16 protein-coding genes are annotated in these 16,474 nt (G+C 71.5%); 1 reads left to right on the top strand and 15 read right to left on the bottom strand.

Going from position 1 to position 16,474, the window contains the following annotated elements:
• Window positions 1-17 precede the first annotated feature (17 nt).
• Entirely contained in the window at window positions 18-2,282 is a 2,265-nt protein-coding gene (locus tag ACFU5F_RS20985) for an MMPL family transporter (RefSeq protein WP_383889307.1), read from the bottom strand.
• 234 nt (window positions 2,283-2,516) lie between these two features.
• On the opposite strand from ACFU5F_RS20985, the gene ACFU5F_RS20980 reads away from it, so the two are divergent.
• Window positions 2,517-3,065 (top strand): DUF1697 domain-containing protein, encoded by a 549-nt coding sequence (locus tag ACFU5F_RS20980; protein ID WP_383889304.1) that lies wholly within the window; start codon window positions 2,517-2,519, stop codon window positions 3,063-3,065.
• 54 nt (window positions 3,066-3,119) lie between these two features.
• Here ACFU5F_RS20980 and ACFU5F_RS20975 read toward each other — a convergent pair whose 3' ends face one another.
• The 14 genes from ACFU5F_RS20975 to ACFU5F_RS20910 form a co-directional block, all read right to left on the bottom strand.
• Complete coding sequence (locus ACFU5F_RS20975) at window positions 3,120-3,863, bottom strand: sirohydrochlorin chelatase (protein WP_383889302.1); 744 nt, start codon at window positions 3,861-3,863, stop codon at window positions 3,120-3,122.
• A gap of 5 nt (window positions 3,864-3,868) precedes the next feature.
• Window positions 3,869-4,780, bottom strand: coding sequence for an ABC transporter permease (locus tag ACFU5F_RS20970; RefSeq protein ID WP_383889299.1), 912 nt, complete (start codon window positions 4,778-4,780; stop codon window positions 3,869-3,871).
• Window positions 4,767-5,555: an ABC transporter ATP-binding protein gene (locus ACFU5F_RS20965; protein ID WP_383889296.1), complete on the bottom strand. Its 789-nt coding sequence runs from the start codon at window positions 5,553-5,555 to the stop codon at window positions 4,767-4,769. Before ACFU5F_RS20965 ends, ACFU5F_RS20970 begins: the two co-directional genes overlap by 14 nt.
• Before the next feature lie 36 nt (window positions 5,556-5,591).
• The gene (locus ACFU5F_RS20960; protein WP_383889293.1) at window positions 5,592-6,701 is read right to left on the bottom strand and encodes an aliphatic sulfonate ABC transporter substrate-binding protein; all 1,110 of its coding nucleotides are present in this window, start codon (window positions 6,699-6,701) and stop codon (window positions 5,592-5,594) included.
• A 219-nt stretch (window positions 6,702-6,920) separates the two neighbouring features.
• Window positions 6,921-8,255: a sulfate adenylyltransferase subunit 1 gene (locus ACFU5F_RS20955; protein WP_383889291.1), complete on the bottom strand. Its 1,335-nt coding sequence runs from the start codon at window positions 8,253-8,255 to the stop codon at window positions 6,921-6,923.
• 2 nt (window positions 8,256-8,257) lie between these two features.
• Window positions 8,258-9,196, bottom strand: a complete 939-nt coding sequence (gene cysD, locus ACFU5F_RS20950; protein WP_383889288.1) for a sulfate adenylyltransferase subunit CysD — start codon at window positions 9,194-9,196, stop codon at window positions 8,258-8,260.
• Complete coding sequence (gene cysC, locus ACFU5F_RS20945) at window positions 9,193-9,738, bottom strand: adenylyl-sulfate kinase (protein ID WP_383889286.1); 546 nt, start codon at window positions 9,736-9,738, stop codon at window positions 9,193-9,195. Before cysC ends, cysD begins: the two co-directional genes overlap by 4 nt.
• Window positions 9,739-9,836: 98 nt before the next feature.
• Window positions 9,837-10,592 (bottom strand): phosphoadenylyl-sulfate reductase, encoded by a 756-nt coding sequence (locus tag ACFU5F_RS20940; RefSeq protein WP_383889283.1) that lies wholly within the window; start codon window positions 10,590-10,592, stop codon window positions 9,837-9,839.
• Window positions 10,589-10,768: a hypothetical protein gene (locus ACFU5F_RS20935; protein ID WP_383889280.1), complete on the bottom strand. Its 180-nt coding sequence runs from the start codon at window positions 10,766-10,768 to the stop codon at window positions 10,589-10,591. The genes ACFU5F_RS20940 and ACFU5F_RS20935 overlap by 4 nt, the downstream gene beginning before the upstream one ends.
• On the bottom strand, window positions 10,765-12,456 hold the full coding sequence (locus ACFU5F_RS20930) for a nitrite/sulfite reductase (RefSeq protein ID WP_383889277.1): 1,692 nt from the start codon (window positions 12,454-12,456) through the stop codon (window positions 10,765-10,767). The genes ACFU5F_RS20935 and ACFU5F_RS20930 overlap by 4 nt, the downstream gene beginning before the upstream one ends.
• Before the next feature lie 169 nt (window positions 12,457-12,625).
• Window positions 12,626-12,709 carry a putative leader peptide gene (locus ACFU5F_RS20925; protein ID WP_309474722.1) on the bottom strand — a complete coding sequence of 28 codons (84 nt, stop codon included), beginning with the start codon at window positions 12,707-12,709 and terminating at the stop codon, window positions 12,626-12,628.
• Between the two features lie 92 nt (window positions 12,710-12,801).
• Window positions 12,802-13,383, bottom strand: coding sequence for a GNAT family N-acetyltransferase (locus ACFU5F_RS20920; RefSeq protein ID WP_383889274.1), 582 nt, complete (start codon window positions 13,381-13,383; stop codon window positions 12,802-12,804).
• Between the two features lie 72 nt (window positions 13,384-13,455).
• On the bottom strand, window positions 13,456-14,889 hold the full coding sequence (locus ACFU5F_RS20915) for a hypothetical protein (protein WP_383889271.1): 1,434 nt from the start codon (window positions 14,887-14,889) through the stop codon (window positions 13,456-13,458).
• 191 nt (window positions 14,890-15,080) lie between these two features.
• Window positions 15,081-16,409, bottom strand: coding sequence for a GAF domain-containing protein (locus ACFU5F_RS20910; protein ID WP_383889363.1), 1,329 nt, complete (start codon window positions 16,407-16,409; stop codon window positions 15,081-15,083).
• Window positions 16,410-16,474: the final 65 nt, after the last annotated feature.

The following is a 16,474-nucleotide window of genomic DNA, read 5'->3' as shown; positions in this document are numbered from 1 at the left end:
ACGTGTTCAGGGGCGGGTCAGACCCGTACCCGCGTGTCCCGCCCGGCCGGCACCGGCTCCGGACCCGGCTCCGGAGACTCGTCGTGGGTGAGGTCCGGCAGCCGGTTCAGCCACGTCGGCAGGTACCAGTTGCGCTCGCCCAGCAGGGCCATCACCGCCGGGAGGAGCACACCCCGGATGATCGTCGCGTCGATGAGGACGGCCGCCGCCAGGCCCACGCCCATCTGCTTCATCGACTGCATGGAGAGCGTCCCGAAGATCGCGAACACGGCGACCATGATGACGGCGGCGCTGGTCACGACCCCCGCCGTGGTGACGACGCCGTGCCGGATCGCCTCCTTCGTCGTACGGCCCCGCAGCCGGGCCTCACGGATCCGCGAGACCACGAACACGTGGTAGTCCATCGACAGCCCGAACAGGATCACGAAGAGGAACAGCGGCAGCCAGGTGATGATGGCGCCGACACCCTCCGCGCCCACCAGCGAGGCACCCCAGCCGTGCTGGAAGACCGCGACGAGGATGCCGTACGCGGCGCCCACCGACAGCAGGTTCAGCACGATCGAGGTGACCGCGATCGTCAGGGAGCGGAACGACAGGAGCATCAGCAGGAAGGCGAAGACCACCACGAAGGCGAAGACCGGGACGACCGCTCCGGTCAGCTGGTCGTTGAAGTCCTTGTTGCCCGCGACCTGCCCGGTGATCGGCGCCTCGACACCGTCGACCTCGCCGAGCGTGCCGGGCCGCACCTCGTCGCGCAGCTTGTCCAGGCTCGCGCCCGCCTTGTCCTGGTCGGAGCCGCCCACCAGCGGCACGTACACGAACGCCACGTTCTGCGCGTCGTGGACCTTGATGTCCACCGGGCCCCGGGAGGCGCCCGAGGCGACGGCCTCCGCCTTGAAGTCGGCCAGCGCCGCCCGTACCTCGGGGGCGTTGATGTCCTTCGCCCTCACGACGACCTCGGCCGGTTCGGAACCGCCCGGGAAGGCCTCGTTGACCCGGTTGTAGGTCTGCACGATCGGCAGCGAGTCGCCGAACTCCTGGTCCAGCGTGAGATTCTGCGTCTTCATCCCGACCGCGGGAGCGGCCACGGCGAGCAGCGCGCCGGTCGCGACCACCAGCGACAGCGCGGGCTTGGCGAGGACGACCCGCAGGACGGCGTTCCAGAAGCGGCTCTCCGCACCGTCCCCGGAGCGGCCGTTCTTGCGCCGCTTGTCCGGGTGCAGGAACGGGATACGGCCCTTCTCGACCCGCCCGCCCAGCAGCGACAGCAGCGCCGGCAGCACCGTCACCGAACCGACCATCGCGACGGCGACGACCATCAGCGAGGCCAGGCCCATCGCCTCGAACTCGGCGAGCCCGGTGAACAGCATGCCCGCCATCGCCACGCACACCGTGACGCCGGAGACGATGATCGCGCGGCCACTGGTCGCGGCGGCCACCCGCAGCGCGGTCTGCGCGTCCCGGCCCGCCGCCCGCTCCTCACGCTCACGGCGCAGGTAGAACAGGCAGTAGTCGACGCCGACGGCCAGACCCACCAGCAGCATCACGGAGTTGGCGGTGTCGCTCATCGGGATCACATGGCTGACGATGGCCATCAGACCCATCGTCGCCATGATCGCGGTGACGGCCAGCGCCACCGGCAGCAGCGCCGCGACGACGGCGCCGAACGCGATCAGCAGGATGCCGAGGGCCACCGGCACGGCCGAGTACTCGGCCTTCTGGAAGTCGTCCCCGAAGGCGTCGTCGAACGTCTTCATCATGGAGGCGCCGCCGATCTCCTCGATCCGCAGCGTCCCGTGCTCCTCCTGGACATCCGCGACGGCCTTCAGCACCGGCTCGATCCGCTCACCGGCGGTGTCCGACGCGCCGCGCACGTCGAACTGCACCAGCGCGCTGCGGCCGTCCTCCGAGATCGTCCGCGTGTCGTACGGCGAGGTCACGTCCCGGACCTTCCCGGTTCGCTCGACGGCCTTCATCACGTCGTCCACGGCGGCCCGGAACGCCGCGTCCGTGGCCCTGGTGCCGTCGTCCTTCGCCTGGATCAGGACGCTCTCACCGGCGGGCTCCTCGATCCCCGCCTCCTCGACGATGTGGGCCGCCGTGCTGGTCTCCCCCTTGAGCTGGTCGCTGTCCTTGACCTCGACCGAGCCCATCGCCGAGCCGATCCCCATCGTCAGCACCACGAACAGCACCCAGATACCGACGGCCGCCCATCGGTGCTTGGCGCTCCAGCCGCCGGCGCGGGCGGCGATCCCCCGCACCCGTACGTCTCCGTTCCCCATGACGGGCCAGCCCCCTCGGTGACGATGGCGACCCCCTGCCGCCACCTTTCGTTTCGAAGGTATGGGCCGGATAAACCCATCTCATCGTGCTGCCCGGTGACCGCGGACGCCTAGGAGTCCTCCCCTCGGACCGCACCCTCTCCCCACCAAGGAGGACAGTGGCCCCCTACACCTATCCCGCCCCGTCGGGGCCGCCCCTCAGGGGCACCGGCCCGGCCTGCCTATCGTGGCCCCATGACGACGTACGCGGCGCTCCTGCGCGGGATCAATGTAGGCGGCAACAAGAAGGTCCCGATGGCCGACCTGCGCACCCTCCTGACCGGCCTCGGCCACACCGGCGTGGCCACCTACCTCCAGAGCGGCAACGCGGTCTTCACCAGTGACCACGGCGACGAGAACTCCCTCGCCACCGACCTGACGACCGCCATCGAGAAACACTTCGGTTTCACCGTCGACGTCCTGGTCCGCGACCACGCCTACCTGGAGTCCGTCCGCGCGGCCTGCCCGTTCCCGGCGGCCGAACTGCAGGGCAAGCAACTCCACGTGACGTACCTGTCGCAGACCCCGGACGCGAGCCGCTTCGAGTCGCTCGACCAACCGGCCTTCCTGCCGGAGGAGTTCAGGATCGGCGACCGCGCCCTGTACCTGTACGCCCCCGAGGGCCTCGGCCGCTCCAAGCTCGCGGAGACCCTGGCGAAGCCCCGCCTTGTGAAGGGCCTGATCGCCACGACCCGCAACTGGAACACGGTGGTGAAGCTGGCGGAGCTGACCGGGGCGGGCTGACCGCCGCGTTCGTCCGGGGCGACCGGGCGCGGCGTCCCTTGCGACGGGGCGGGCTCAGGCCGCGGCGAGCTGCCACTGCCCGAGTGCGGCGGTGTAGCGGCGCAGCAGCAGCGCGGCCAGCTCGGGGGAGGGGCCGAGCACCTCGGCCAGGACGTCCGCGCCCGCCCCGGCCGCGCCGGCCGCGATCCGGTCCGGCAGCCGGCCGGGCGCGATGACGTACGGCGCCACGGCCACCCGCTCGCAGCCGAGGGCCCGCAGTTCGCGGACGGCGTCCTCGGTGCGGGGAAGGGCCGCGGAGGCGAACGCGGGTCGCACGGCGCACCAACCGGTGTGCCACCACTCCCGCGCGATGTCGGCGATCACCGCGATCGCCTCCGGGTCGGAGGACCCCGCCGAGGCCAGGACGACCCCGGTCGAGGACTTGTCGGCGGGGGTCAGCCCCGCCTCGTACAGCCGGCGTTCGAGGGCCGACAGCAGCAGCGGCGAGGGACCGAGCACCTCGGCCTGGCGGATGCGCAAGGAGGCGGGCGCCTCCCGCAGGACCGCCGGGAGGTCCGCCTTGGCGTGGAAGGCGCGGGTCAGGAGCAGCGGCAGGGCCACCACGTCCCGGACGCCCTGGGCCGCCAGCGACTCCAGCACCCCCGGCACCGACGGGGTGTCGAAGTCGAGGAAGCCGGTCTCCACGCGCAGCCCGGGGCACAGCGCCCGCACCCGCCGGACGAGGGCGTGCACGGTCGCGGCGTGCCGCGGGTCGCGGCTGCCGTGGGCGACGACGAGGAGAACCGGCTTGCCGGACATGGCGGTCAGTTCTTGACCAGCAGGCCGCGGCTGCGCAGCACCCACCGCTCCAGCGGGCTGAACAGCAGCAGGTCGATGGCGATACCGACGATCAGGATCAGGAAGATCGCGAGGAACACCTGCGGCATGCTGCTGTTGGTGCGGCCCGCCTCCAGCATCTGCCCGAGGCCCGAGCCGATGTCGGGTGCCTTGGCGATGATCTCGGCGGCCATCAGCGAACGCCAGGAGAACGCCCAGCCCTGCTTCAGACCGGCCACATAGCCGGGCAGCGCAGCCGGCATCACGATGTGCCAGGTGCCCTTCAGCCCGGTCGCGCCCAGGGTGCGGCCGGCCCGCAGGAACAGCGGCGGCACCTGGTCGATGCCGGACACCAGACCGTTGGCGATCGACGGGACCGCGCCGAGCAGGATCACCGTGTACATCACCGACGGCTCCAGCCCCAGCCAGACCACCGCGGCCGGCACCCACGCCACCGACGGCAGCGACTGCAGACCGGACAGGATCGGGCCGATCGCCGCGCGGACGATCCGCACCCGCGCCACCAGCAGCCCCAGCGGGGTGCCGATCGCCAGCGCGGCCACGAAGCCGAGCAGACCGCGCGAGACACTGGTCCAGATGGAGTCCAGGAGGGTTCCCTGCAACCAGGCCTGCCGCACCTCGTCCCACACGGCGGAGGGCGCGGGCAGCTTGTAGGCCGGCGCGACCTCCGCCAGCACGAGGAGCTGCCAGACGGCCAGCACCAGGGCGATCGCGATGACCGGGGGCAGCACCTTCTGGACGAGCACCTGGCGCAGCGGCGGGCGCCCGGTCTGTACCGAGTCCAGCGCGTCGAGGCCCGCCTCCAGCCCGGCGAGATCGTCCGCGTCCCCGGCGTCCCCGGCGGGCCCGGGGACGCTCTTGGTCTCAGTGCTGGCCATGGCGGCGGATCTCCCTACGCAGTTCTTCGGTGATCTCGACGGACAGCTCCGCCACGGCGGTGTCCTCGATACGGCGCGGCTGCGGGATGCCCACGGTCCACTCGCGGGCCACCCGGCCGGGGCGCGAGGACAGCAGGACGACCCGCTCGGCCAGCCGTACCGCCTCGCGCACGTTGTGCGTCACGAACAGCACCGAGACCTGTGTCTCGCGCCAGATCCGGGTCAGCTCGTCGTGGAGCACGTCCCGGGTGATGGCGTCGAGCGCGGCGAACGGCTCGTCCATCAGCAGCAGCTTGCTCTCCTGTGCCAGGGCGCGGGCGAGGGCGACGCGCTGGCGCATACCGCCGGACAGCTCGTGCACCCGCTTGCCGTACGCGCCCTTCAGCCGGACCAGACCGAGCAGGTCCTCGGTCCGCTCGCGCCGGTCGTTCTTCGGAACTCCCCGCAGTTTCAGGGCGAGTTCGATGTTCTTGCCCGCGGTGAGCCACGGGAACAGGGCGTGCTCCTGGAACATCAGGGCCGGACGCCCGTCGGTCGTGATGCTGCCCGCGGTCGGGGCGTCGAGACCCGCGACCAGGTTGAGCAGCGTCGACTTGCCGCAGCCCGAGGCCCCCAGGAGGGTGACGAACTCGCCGGGGGCGACATCGAGCGTGATGTCGTCCAGGACGAGCTGCTGCCCGGCCGGCCCGGAGAAGGACTTCGATACGTGCTCGATCCGGGCGGCGTGCTCGGCCGCCTGGACGCCGTCGGCGGCCTTGGCGAGTGCGGTGGCCATGGTCGTCACCTCCTGGGAACTCATCGGACTTCGCGGTTACTTGACGCCGAGACCGGCGTCGCTGACCTGGTCGTCGCCCTCGGCCTCGAGGACCTTGTTGAGCAACGTCAGGTCGTAGATCCCGTCGAGCTTCGGGTTCTCCAGCAGACCGGCCTCGACCGCGTGGTCGGCCTCGGTCTGCAGGGTGGACGCCAGCGGGTCGTTGATGAACTGGATGGACTTCCACGCCGGGTCGAGCACGTCCGCAGGCAGCTCCTTGCCGGAGTCGGCCTTCAGCTGGGCGTTCGCCGCGGCCTTGGCCTCGTCGGAGTCGGAGACGATGAACGCGTTGGTCTCGACCGAGCCGCGCAGCACGGCCTCCACCACGTCGGGGTGCTCCTTCAGGAACTCCTGGCGCACGATGATGTTCGTGATCACGAACTTCTTGTCCGGCCACAGGTCGGCCTCGTCGAGCAGCACCTTCGCGCCCTCGGCGACCAGCTTGGACGCGGTCGGCTCCGGCACCCAGGCACCGTCGATGGCACCGGACTTGTAGGCGTCCGGGGTGACGGAGTTCTCCGTGCGGACCACCGACACATCGCCCTTGCCGGTGTTCGCGTCGACCTTCCAGCCCTGCTCCGCGATCCAGTTGAGGAACGCCACGTCCTGCGTGTTGCCGAGCTGTGGGGTGGCGATCTTCTTGCCCTTGACGTCCTTGAGGGACTTGATCTTGTCCGGGTCGACGACGAGCTTCACCCCGCCGGACGCCGAACCGCCGATGATGCGCAGGTTGGCGCCGTCGGCCTTGGTGTAGCCGTTGATCGCCGGGGACGGGCCGATCCAGCCGATGTCGATGGAGCCGCCGTTGAGGGCCTCGATCTCCGAGGGGCCGGCGTTGAAGGTCGTGTACTTCGCCTGGGTGCCGCCGAGCTCCTTCTGGAAGAAGCCCTTCTGGATACCGACGAGGGCGGTCGCGTGGGTGAGGTTGCCGAAGTAGCCGATGTTGACGGTGTCGAGACCGCCGATCTTCTCGGCACCGGCGGCGACCTTGGCGGTCTTGGACTCCGTGGACTGGGAGCCGTAGCCGCAGGCGGCCAGGGCCAGCAGCGGGAGGGCGGTGAGGGCCGCGAAGGTGCGACGGAGAGCGGCGGAGCGGTGTGCAGGCACGGGAGGTGTTCCTCTCGGAGGCCCGGCGGTCACGGTCTCTCAGGTCGTGGCCGGGAGGTCGGGTTTTCGTCTACGGCGGTGGGGACTGAGGGCGCGCAGGCAGTGCGCGTACGTCACCGCACACATCGCGCCACCCCGCCCTGCCCGCTGCCGAGGGCGCCGCTGCCCACGCGGCCGCCCTCCTTCGCGAACGTCGCGTAGAAGTCCTGGGAGGTCATGTCAGAAGTCCCACCCGTCGTCCTCGGCCGCGTCCTTGACGGGCTCGGGGGACGCGAACGACTCGCCGACCATGCCCGCGGTCAGCGTGGTGCCGTCGTTGGGGTCGATCAGGATGAACGAGCCCGTACGGCGGGAGTCGGCGTAGGAGTCCACCGGCAGCGGTTCCGCGGTGCGGATCTTCACGCGGCCGATGTCGTTGGCGACGAGCTGTCCGGGGTGCGGGTGCAGGGACAGGTCGTCGAGCGTCAGCCGGGACGGGATGTCCTTGACGATCGCCTTGACCGTGCGCGTGCCGTGCTTGAGGAGCACCCGGTGGCCCACGGTGAGCGGCTGGTCGGCGACATGGCAGACGGTCGCCTCGATGTCCTGCGTGGTCGCCGGGGCGTCCTTGCTGGGCACGATGAGGTCGCCGCGCGAGATGTCGATGTCGTCCTCGAGGAGCACGGTCACCGACTGGGTGGTCCAGGCGACGTCGACCGGCTCGCCGAGCAGGTCGATGCCGGAGATCTTCGAAGCACGGCCCGAGGGCAGCACCGTCACCGGCTCGCCGACACGGAACGAACCCGCGGCGATCTGACCGGCGTACCCCCGGTAGTCGGGGTGCTCGGAGGTCTGCGGACGGATCACGTACTGCACGGGCAGGCGGGCGTGGCAGTGGCTCAGGTCGTGGGTGACCGGGACCGTCTCCAGGTGCTCCAGGACGGTCGGGCCGCCGTACCAGTCCATGTTCGAGGACGGCTCCACCACGTTGTCACCGGCGAGCGCCGAGATCGGGATCGCGGTGACCTCCGGGACGCCCAGCTCGGTCGCGTACGCCGTGAACTCCTCGGCGATCGCGGCGAACACGGGCTCCTCGTAGTCGACCAGGTCCATCTTGTTCACGGCGAGCACCACGTGCGGCACGCGCAGCAGCGCCGCGAGGGCCGCGTGCCGGCGGGTCTGCTCGACGACACCGTTGCGGGCGTCGATCAGGATCACCGTCAGCTCGGCGGTGGAGGCACCCGTCACCATGTTGCGGGTGTACTGCACGTGCCCCGGCGTGTCCGCGAGGATGAACCGGCGCTTGGCGGTGGCGAAGTAGCGGTAGGCCACGTCGATGGTGATGCCCTGCTCCCGCTCGGCCCGCAGGCCGTCGGTGAGCAGCGCGAGGTCCGGGGCCTCCTGGCCGCGGCTGGCCGAGACGCGCTCGACGGCCTCCAGCTGGTCGGTGAGGACCGACTTGGAGTCGTGCAGCAGCCGGCCCACGAGGGTGGACTTGCCGTCGTCGACGGAACCGGCGGTCGCGAACCGCAGCAGGGTGGTGGCCGAGAGCTCCTCGGCGGTGATCGTGCTCATGCTTAGAAGTACCCCTCGCGCTTGCGGTCTTCCATCGCGGCCTCGGACATCTTGTCGTCGGCGCGGGTCGCGCCCCGTTCGGTCAGCCGGGAGGCGGCGATCTCGGTGATGACCTGCTCCAGCGTCACCGCGTCGGAGTCGACGGCGCCCGTGCAGGACATGTCCCCGACGGTCCGGTAGCGGACGAGACGCTTCTCGACGGTCTCGCCCTCCTTGGGGCCGCCCCAGTCGCCCGCGGTCAGCCACATGCCGGCCCGCTGGAACACCTCGCGCTCGTGGGCGAAGTAGATCTCCGGCAGTGCGATGCCCTCACGGGCGATGTACTGCCAGACGTCCAGCTCGGTCCAGTTGGAGAGCGGGAAGACCCGGACGTGCTCGCCGGGCGCGTGACGGCCGTTGTAGAGGTTCCACAGCTCGGGCCGCTGACGGCGCGGGTCCCACTGCGAGAACTCGTCCCGCAGCGAGAACACCCGCTCCTTGGCGCGCGCCTTCTCCTCGTCCCGGCGGCCACCGCCGAAGACGGCGTCGAACTTCTCCGCCTGGATCTTCTCGGTGAGCGGCACGGTCTGCAGCGGGTTGCGGGTGCCGTCGGGGCGCTCGCGCAGGACGCCGCGGTCGATGTAGTCCTGGACGGAGGCCACGTGCAGCCGCAGCCCGTGCTCGGCGACGGTGCGGTCGCGGTACTCCAGGACCTCGGGGAAGTTGTGCCCGGTGTCCACGTGCAGCAGCGTGAAGGGCACCGCCGCGGGGGCGAACGCCTTCAGCGCCAGGTGCAGCATGACGATGGAGTCCTTGCCGCCGGAGAAGAGGATCACCGGCCGCTCGAACTCGCCCGCGACCTCGCGGAAGATGTGGACGGCCTCGGACTCCAGCGCGTCCAGGTGGGACAGCGTGTACGGGGTGCCGGTCTCCCCGGAGACGGCGGCGACGGTCGTCGTCATGCCAGGCCCTTCTCGGTGAGCAGCTTGTGGACGAGAGCGGCGGACTCCTGGACCGTCTGGTCCTGCGACTCGATGCGCAGGTCCGGGTGCGCGGGAGCCTCGTACGGGTCGTCGACCCCGGTCAGCCCGGAGATCTCCCCGGCCGCCTGCTTGGCGTACAGACCCTTCACGTCACGCTCCGAGCACACCTCGACCGGCGTGGCCACATGTACCTCGACGTACGCGGCACCGCTCACCGCATGGCGCGCCCGGACCGCCTCACGGCTGTCGGCGTACGGCGCGATGACCGGTACGAGCACGAGGACGCCGTTCCGGGCGAGCAGGTCGGCGACGAAGCCGATGCGCTGCACGTTGGTGTGGCGGTCGGCGCGGCTGAAGCCCAGGCCCGCGGTGAGGAACTCGCGGATCTCGTCGCCGTCGAGGACCTCCACGAGGTGGCCGTCCTCGCGCAGGCGGCCCGCCAGCTCATGGGCGATGGTGGTCTTGCCGGCGCTCGGCAGACCCGTGAGCCAGACGGTGGCTCCGGTGGCTCCGGTCGTCACGTGGTTCTCCTGGTTCGTCGCGGGGGCACGGCCCGTCCCGGGGACGGTGCTCCCGACGGTGTCGGCTGTCTCTGCGGTGTCGGCGGGCACGGCGGCGCTCACAGGTGCAGCCCGCACTCGGTCTTGGCGTTGCCCGCCCAGCGGCCGGCCCGCGCGTCCTCGCCCGGGGCGACCCGGCGGGTGCAGGGGGCGCAGCCCACGGAGGCGTAGCCGTCCATGAGCAGGGGGTTGGTGAGCACGCCGTGCTCGGTGACGTAGGCGTCCACGTCGTCCTGCGTCCAGCGCGCTATCGGGGAGACCTTGACCTTGCCGCGCTTGTCGTCCCAGCCGACGACCGGGGTGTTCGCCCGGCTCTCGGACTCGTCGCGGCGCAGTCCGGTCGCCCACGCGTCGAACCGGGTCAGACCCTCTTCGAGCGGCTTGACCTTGCGCAGGAAGCAGCACAGGTCGGGGTCGCGGTCGTGCAGCCTCGGCCCGTACTCGGCGTCCTGCTCGGCGACGGTCTGCCGCGGGGTGATCGTGATGACGTTGACGTCCATCACGGCCTCGACGGCGTCCCGGGTGCCGATGGTCTCCGGGAAGTGGTAGCCGGTGTCGAGGAACACGACGTCCACGCCGGGCCTGGCGCGGGAGGCGAGGTGGGCGACCACCGCGTCCTCCATGGACGACGTCACGCAGAAGCGGTTGCCGAAGGTGTCCACGGCCCACTGGAGGATCTCCAGCGCCGAGGCGTCCTCCAGGTCGCGGCCGGCCTGCTCGGCGAGCGCCTTGAGCTCGGCGCGTCGCGCCTCCTCCGGGCCGGCCGTGTCCGGCGAGGAGGCCGATGTGCCGGAATCCGCCTGGACGGCAGTCATATGTGATCCCCTCCGCTGTCGGCTCGCTGAAGTCCCCGGGCCAGCAGCCCGAGGAACTTCACCTGGAAGGCTCGGTTGCAGGCTCCGCATTCCCACGCGCCGTGTCCGGTCTCGTTGGGGCGCAGGTCCTCGTCACCGCAGTAGGGGCAGTAGAAGGGGGCGGCTCGCTCGCTCACGACAGGGCCCCCTCGTCGGCGCGGGTGACCCACGCGGCGAACCGCTCGCCGTCCTCGCGCTCCTCCTGGAAGCGCTTGAGCACGCGCTCGACGTAGTCCGGCAGCTCGTCGGCCGTGACCTTCAGACCGCGCACCTTGCGGCCGAAACCGGCCTCCAGACCGAGCGCGCCGCCCAGGTGCACCTGGTAGCCCTCGACCTGCTCGCCCGCGTCGTTCAGGACGAGCTGGCCCTTGAGACCGATGTCCGCCACCTGGATACGGGCGCAGGCGTTCGGGCAGCCGTTGATGTTGATGGTGATCGGCTCGTCGAACTCCGGGATGCGGCGCTCCAGTTCGTCGATCAGCAGCGAGCCGCGCGCCTTGGTCTCGACGATGGCCAGCTTGCAGTACTCGATACCGGTGCAGGCCATGGTGCCGCGCCGGAACGGCGACGGGTTCACCGTGAGGTCCAGCGCCTCCAGGCCGGCGACGAGCGAGTCGACCTGCTCCTCGGTGACGTCGAGCACGATCATCTTCTGCTCGACGGTGGTCGCGACCCGACCGGAGCCGTGCGCCTCGGCGAGGTCGGCGATCTTGGTCAGCGTGGTGCCGTCCACGCGGCCGACGCGCGGGGCGAACCCGACGTAGAACCGGCCGTCGTTCTGCGGGTGCACGCCCACGTGGTCGCGCCAGCGGGCCACCGGCTGGTCGGGCGCGGGGCCGTCGACCAGCTTGCGCTTGAGGTACTCGTCCTCCAGGACCTGGCGGAACTTCTCCGTGCCCCAGTCGGCGAGCAGGAACTTCAGGCGGGCGCGGGTGCGCAGCCGTCGGTAGCCGTAGTCACGGAAGATCGAGATGACGCCCTCGTACACGTCCGCGACCTCGTCCAGCGGCACCCACGCGCCGAGCCGCTGACCGATCTTGGGGTTGGTGGAGAGGCCGCCGCCGACCCACAGGTCGAAGCCGGGGCCGTGCTCGGGGTGGCGGACACCGACGAACGCGATGTCGTTGATCTCGTGCGCCACGTCGAGCAGCGGCGAGCCGGAGATCGCGGACTTGAACTTGCGGGGCAGGTTCGAGAAGTCAGGGTTGCCGATGATCCGCCGCTGGATCTCCGCCATCGCGGGTGTGCCGTCGATGATCTCGTCCGCGGCGATCCCCGCGACGGGTGAGCCGATGATCACACGCGGGGTGTCACCGCAGGCCTCGGTGGTGGACAGGCCCACCGCCTCCAGCCGCTCCCAGATCTCCGGCACGTCCTCGACCCGGATCCAGTGGTACTGGACGTTCTGCCGGTCGGTGATGTCCGCCGTGCCCCGCGCGAACTCCTGCGAGATCTCGCCGATCACCCTCAGCTGGCGGGTGGTGAGGCGGCCGCCGTCGATCCGCACCCGCAGCATGAAGTACTTGTCGTCCAGCTCCTCCGGCTCCAGGATCGCGGTCTTGCCGCCGTCGATCCCGGGCTTGCGCTGGGTGTAGAGCCCCCACCAGCGCATTCGGCCGCGCAGGTCATTGGGGTCGATCGAGTCGAAGCCACGCTTGGAGTAGATCGTCTCAATACGCGTCCGCACATTGAGACCGTCGTCGTCCTTCTTGAACTGCTCGTTGCCGTTCAGCGGGGTGAAGTGTCCCGCGGCCCACTGGCCCTCACCACGGTGACGGCTCACCTTGCGGCGGGGCGTGGCGGGGTTCTGCGGGGTGGCGGCCATGGGTGTATGTCCTTCGGGAAAGGCGGGGAGGCGGCTCTGACCTGCGCTTGCGCGCGCATGCGGGCACACGCGGGCAGCGTGTGCGGCGCCTGCGCGTCCTTGCGCGGGCTGAAACAGGGGAGGGTACGGCGCTGTGGCCCGGGGTCGTCCAACCCCTCGCGGTCGGGCGTCAGCTCACCGGACAGATGGCGCTGGACATGCGGCCGAGGTCGACGTGCCGCCGACTCACCAAGGCAATTCCAGTTCCAGACATGACGGAAGCGTGGCACGGCTCTTTAGACCGAGTCCACCGTTATCCACATGTCGGACAGGGATGTCTCGCATGGCGAGACGGTGTGATATGGGTCATGGTGTGGGAACGGTCGCTCCGGGCCAGGGGCCCGGCGCCGGGACGTCCGCCTCCTCGGTCACCTTCGTGTCGAACAGCCGGAAACCCCGCCGCTGGTAGTTCCCCATGGCGTGCTCCCCGTCCAGGGAGCAGGTGTGCAGCCAGACCCGCTTGGTCGGCGGCAGCTCCGGCCAGCGCTCGGCGAGGTCCCAGGCACGGGCCGTCCCGTACGACAGCAGATGTCCGCCGATGCGCCGGCCCCGGAAAGCGGGGACCAGCCCGAAGTACGCGATCTCCACGACCCCGTCGTCCTGCGGTTCCAGCTCCACGTACCCGGCGGGCGTGCCCCGGTCGTGGGCGACCCAGGTCTCCACACCGGGCCGCCCCAACTGCTCCTGCCACCGCTCGTACGACCACGACAGCCGGTCGATCCAGCGGATGTCCCCGCCCACCGAGGCGTACAGGAAACGGCTGAACTCGGGAGAGGGGACCTCGGCACGCACGATGCGGACGTCGTCGCCCTCGGGTGCCGCGGCGGGAAGCAGATCGCTGGGCGAGGTCTGCTCCAGGGACCAGGTGGTGACGGGGCTGCTGCTCATGGGCCCAGACAACCACGGGGCCCGGCCCGTCTCCAAGGCCGGGCCGGGCCGCCGGGGTCCGTCAGAAGGGCCCTAGTCCAGCGCGCTGTCGACGTCGCGCAGTCGCACCGCGTAGAGCAGGCGCTCCGGGACGGGGTCGGTGAGCGTCCACAGCTCGCCCGTCTCCGGCGAATAGGAGAGGGAGGAGGTGTGCCGCCCCCAGCAGGCGTACGACTCCAGGTCCGAGTCCGAGGTCCCGCTCGACTCGCCCGCCCGGCACTTGGCGGCGTCGGCCCCGCCCTCGTCCTGGCGCCACAGCGTGCCGTGCGCGCCGCGTTCCTCGGCGGTCTGGTCGACGTACCAGCCCCCCTTGTGGGCGAGCACACCCTGGACGCCGGTGGCCTCCGTCTCGTACGCCTCGGTGGCGACGGCGTCGCTCCGGCGTCCGCCGGTGGTGAGCAGGCCGGTGCGGTCGCCGGTGATGTCGAGGGCGTAGCGCCAGACGCGGGCGGGTTCCTCACGGCCGCGGCGGAACCGCTCGGTCGCGACGACCGTGGGCGGTGTCGACGTCCGGTCCAGGGAGAGCGAGCCGAGGCAGGGCACCCCGTCGTTGTCGCGCGCGTCGCAGCCGTCCCCCGCCGGGGGGCTGTAGGCGGCGACCGCCGGCAGCGCGTACCGGTAGTGGTGGGCCGACCAGCCGTCGCCCGCCCGGCCGATCGCGTCGCTGTCGGTGACATCGGCGCGCACGAAGCGGGCGAGGTCGAACACGTACAGCGAGTCGTCCTGCCCCGCGCGGCCCTGCGGGCCCCGCGCGGTGACGATCAGCTTGTCGTCGTACCAGGCCATGCCGCCGAGCCGGGAACGCAGACCCTCGAAGCCCTGCCCGCCGGCCGTCGGCACGACCAGCAGGACCCATCGGTAGACGAGGTTCGCAGGGTCGCTCGCGTCGACGAAGGCGACCCGGGCGAGCCCCTTCTCGTCGACGGGGACGGCCGCGGTGCCGCCCCGGCCCACGCCGGTACGGGCCGCGTGCGCCGAGCCGCCGCCGGGCGGGACGCTCCGCACCCCGGTGTGCGACCAGCCGGCGGCGATGACCTTGTTGTCCCGGGACGTGGTGACCGAGCGGGGGACCCACTTGGCGTCGACCGCGTCGCCCGCCTCCCAGCAGTACGCCCGCACGGCCGTCGGCTCGACGGGCAGATTGTCCTTCTCGCTGTCGAAACAGTCGCCCCTGCCGCGCATCGCGTGGTTCGCGCTGCGCAGCACCTCGTCGACCCCGACCGGGCCGCCCGTCCGCCCGGCCAGGGCGCCCAGCACGGCGGGGTCGGTCAGGGTCTCCCGGAGGCGAAGGCTGTGCAGCTCACCGGCGGAGGTGATCGAGGAGAGGGCGCCCGGCGTGGTGCCGCCCGCGGCCTGCGAGGTGCTGATCAGCGTGGCCGCCGCCGTGAGCGCCAGCGCGGTGCCCGCCAGGGACGCGCGCAGCACACGTCCCCTTCTGCGTCGTCGGTGCCTGCCGCGGTGCTGCATAAAACCTCCCGGGGACGGCCAACTGCCCTCCGTGAAGAAGATCTTGACGGGGAGGCAGGTGGGGCGGCCTGGCAGCGATGCTACGGCAGTGGGACACGTGTCGGACCGAGGTCCCGGGAAATACAGGGAGATCCCTCACCCCGAGGCCGTGATCCGTTCACCGGGAGGTGTTGCGGATGTTCGAGCGGGGCTCACACGACCGGCCCGGCTCTCTCGTGTCCCGGGGGTTCCTCGTCGCGGAAGACGCCGAGGGCAGTGGTTCCCCGCGCCCGCACCACCCCTGGTGCCACGGAGTGCGGCAACAGGTCCAACGGACTGCCGGGCAGGCGGACTTCGACGTCGGCCCGCTCGGTGAAGCGGTACGGGCGGTGGTCGAGGAAGGCGCCGAGATAGCGGCGCACCCGGGACATCTCGGCGCGGACGGTGACCGTGCGCGCGGGGTCGCCGAACATGTCCGCGGCGAGGGCGGAGGCGCTGCGACCGCCGCGGTGGAGGGCGAGCAGGTACAGCAGTTCGGCGTGGCGGGGGGTGAGTTCGTGCGTCCAGGAACCCGCGCAGCCGGCCACCGTGACGCTCCAGCGCCGCGGATGCGAGACGTCGAGGGTGATGTGCGTGGCCGTCGGGGCGGACGCCGGGTCCGCGGCGGGGCGTATCAACCAGCCGCCGGGCAGCGGCTCGACGCAGCACGGCCCGAGTGCCGGGAGCCGGCAGCGGCCGGGGGAGAGCGAGGAGGGCAGGGCGACGCGGCTGGTGTACGGCATGCCGGTCACCGCGGCCGTCCAGCCGTCCCGGTCGACGGCGACCGCGGGGCCGCCGATCCGGGCCAGCACCGGCGCCGCCACCGCGCGCAGCTGTTCGAGCGAGGTCAGATGCAGGTCCCGCAACCGGGCCTCGGCGAGCTTGGCGACCGAGTCGACCAGGGCGAGGGTGGAGGGGTGCAGCGTCTCCAGGGGGCCGCTGATGTCCACCACGCCGAGCAGCCGGCCGTCCCGCGGGTCCGTGACCGGGGCGCCGGTGCAGGTCCAGGAGTGCAGGGCGCGCACGAAGTGCTCGGCGGAGAAGACCTGGACGGCCCGGCGCGAGACCAGGGGCGTGCCGATGCCGTTCGTGCCGACGGTCTCCTCCCGCCAGTCCGCGCCGATGCCGAGCCCCTGCCCGTCGGCCTTGCGGAGCACGGCCGGACTGCCCTCCCGCCACAGCACCCGGGCGTCCGCGTCCGCGACCATCATGATGTGCTGCGTGGTGTCCGCGAGGGAGAGCAGCCCTTCGCGCAGGACCGGCAGGACGTGCCGGAGCCGGGTGGTCCGGCGGCGGCGCTCGATCTCGTCGCGGCCGAGGAGATCGGACCGGAAGTCGTGGTCGGGGTCGACACCGCTGCGCACCGTCCGCCCCCAGGACTCGCGGATCGCGGGGCGCGGGGCGGGTTTCGAGGGCCGTCCGTCGAGGGTGTGGGCGCGTACCTCGCCGAGGATGCGGGCCGCCCGGGCGGCGTCCGTGGCGGTGAGCCGCGTGACTTCCATCGGCGAGTGCGGCACTCGTTCCTCCCCGGCAGGCCGGTGGTTCCTCGGCCCCGGTGGCCGTGAAG

The organism is Streptomyces sp. NPDC057438 (genome assembly GCF_042802995.1).
Classification (GTDB): Bacteria; Actinomycetota; Actinomycetes; order Streptomycetales; family Streptomycetaceae; genus Streptomyces.
Note: the sequence above shows the minus strand (reverse complement) of the source record. Positions and strands in the feature narration are given on the sequence as shown.